Source organism: Chryseolinea sp. H1M3-3 (assembly GCF_029360725.1).
Taxonomy (GTDB): Bacteria; Bacteroidota; Bacteroidia; order Cytophagales; family Cyclobacteriaceae; genus Chryseolinea.
On the sequence record NZ_JARKMY010000007.1, the window covers coordinates 1 to 1,974 of the forward strand.

Here is a 1,974-nt window from a genome sequence, read left to right on the forward strand (position 1 = left end):
AACGGCGTAGGTACCCGCTTGTCCTACAGGAATCGCATAACTGAAGTTCCCAAATCGCTCAGTCTGATAGATCGGATCTTGTGTCGTATTGGCAATTGCTGTGGTAGTTGAATATGGTGTACCTCCGGTAAAATACTGATCCACTACCCAAGCCTCTCCTCCAAAATTCTGAGCTGTACCGCCAGCATTAATCCGGATCACATTCGTCAGTGTCGGAGTACCTCCTGATGAGGTAACCGCCAATTGAAAGGTAGTCTGTACCGATGCATTGCTTGCATCAGTCGCTTGTAGTGTAAGCGTTCCGCTTCCTGTTGTTCCGCTCAACGTTAACGTTAATTGTGTGCCCACAATCTGCGTGTTGCTGATTAAGCCTGGATTCGTATTATTTGGAACCGTGAAGGTCAGATTGTTTACGCCTCCATCATCACTGAAGATCTGTCCAAGTTGAAGCACTACGCTTGCTTGTGTATTCGGTACACTCTGTGCTGCTGGTGCCTGCGCTACCGTTGGTGGTGTGTTTGTAGGAGCGCTGCTGTATCGTCCTACCGATATACCTGATATCTTCGCATTGTCTACTACACTGGTGAAAGTGATGTTGATGGTGCCATCAGTAATATTCAAGTTATCCGCACGCAATACATTCGCTGTATTGTTAGCACCATAGGTCTGGATCAAATCAAGATTGTTTCTAATAAACTGCCCATTCTCAATATTAATATTGAAAACCCGTTGACCTGATTGACCAAAATAGATTTCAGCCAAATGTAAATCAACGGCATAGGTACCCACTTGTCCTACCGGAATCGCGTAGCTGAAGTTTCCAAATCGCTCAGTTTGATAGATCGGGTCTTGTGTCGTATTGCCAATAGCCGTCGTCGTTGAATATGGGGTACCTCCACTAAAATACTGATCCGCTACCCAAGCCTCGCCTCCAAAATTCTGAGCCGTTCCACCGGAATTGATTCGAATCACGTTTGTCAGCGTCGGAGTACCTCCCGATGAAGTAACCGTCAATTGGAAGACATCTTCTATGAAAGCATTGCTTGCATCTGTGGCTCTTAAAGTAATAGTCCCTGTACCGGTGGTTCCTGTAAGGGTAAAGGTCAACTGACTTCCAACAATCTGTGTATTGCTGATCAACGCCGCATTCGTATTGGTAGGAACAGTGAAAGTTAAATTGTTTACACCTCCATCATCGTTAAAAATTTGAGCGAGGTTCACTACCAAACTTGACTGTGTAGAAGGTATACTTTGATCTGGGTAAGCCTGCACTACAACCGGTGTTGTATTGGCCGGTCCAACGGTAACGTTGAAATTTGTTGAGGTCGACGCTATTCCATCACTGACCATCACCGTAATAGTAACTGGTCCGCCAATTTGATTCGTAGCTGGTGTAACTGTTACCGTTCTGTTCGCGCCGCTTCCGCCAAATACGATATTGGCGTTCGGTATAATAGTGACATCTCCAGAACTTCCGGAAATTGTAAGAGATCCGATGGCATTATCCACATCTCCTATGGTAAATGGAATCGAACCAGTAGAAGTATTTCCGTTAATGGTTTGGTTAGGTATTGCCGTAATCGTAGGCGGGGTGTTCACAGGAGCTACATTGTACCGACCCACCGCTATACCAGATATCTTTGCATTGTCTACAACACTGGTAAAAGTGATGTTGATGGTTCCATCCGTGATGTTCAGATTATCTGCACGTAATACACGTGCTGTATTGTTAGCACCATACGTTTGGATCAAATCCAGATTGTTCCTCACAAACTGCCCGTTCTCGATATTAATATTGAAAATCCGTTGACCAGGTTGACCAAAGTAAATTTCTGCCAAATGTAAATCAACGGCGTAGGTACCCGCTTGTCCTACAGGAATCGCATAACTGAAGTTCCCAAATCGCTCAGTCTGATAGATCGGATCTTGTGTCGTATTGGCAATTGCTGTGGTAGTTGAATATGGTGTACCTCC

General features: G+C 45.0%; 1 protein-coding gene. It reads right to left on the reverse strand.

What is annotated here, in order from left to right:
* On the reverse strand, positions 1-1,974 hold a 1,974-nt coding region (locus P2W71_RS14790), incomplete at both ends, for a malectin domain-containing carbohydrate-binding protein (RefSeq protein WP_276372045.1).